This window comes from Christiangramia aestuarii (genome assembly GCF_009735585.1).
Lineage (GTDB): Bacteria > Bacteroidota > Bacteroidia > Flavobacteriales > Flavobacteriaceae > Christiangramia > Christiangramia aestuarii.
Window position 1 is genome coordinate 1 of sequence record NZ_VJVW01000059.1, and the last position, 482, is coordinate 482.

Consider the following 482-nt stretch of genomic DNA (forward strand, 5'->3'; position numbering starts at 1 on the left):
TACACCGCGATGTTGGTATTGAGGATGGTCAGCGGCTCGCTGATGAGCCCCAGCCCCATCAGTACGCTGTTGAGCAGGCCGTTGTTGGAAAGGATGCCCATCCAGGCATAGACCCGGATCAGGATCGCCGTCCAGGTCGGCATCATGATCAGCAGCAGCAGGACGGTCTGCGAGGACTGGCTGGAGCGGGCGATGGCGTAGGCCATCGGGTAGCCCACCAGCAGGCAGATCAGGGTACTGATGAAGGCCATCTTCAGCGAGCCGAGGTAGGCATCGATGTAGAGCGGGTCGTCGGTCAGCATCAGGTAGTTGCCGAGGTTGAGGAGCACCTGCAACTGCTGGTCCGCGTAGGCGAAGATCTCGGTGTAGGGCGGGATGGCCACGTCCGCTTCCGCCAGGCTGATCTTCAGCACGATGGCGAAGGGCAGCAGGAAGAACAGGAAGAGCCACAGGAACGGCACCCCGATGACCGCATGCCGCCC

At 62.0% G+C, this 482-nt stretch carries 1 protein-coding gene; it reads right to left on the reverse strand.

Going from position 1 to position 482, the window contains the following annotated elements; genetic code table 11:
- On the reverse strand, window positions 1-482 hold a 482-nt coding region (locus tag FLP08_RS16910; protein WP_500681178.1), incomplete at both ends, for an ABC transporter permease.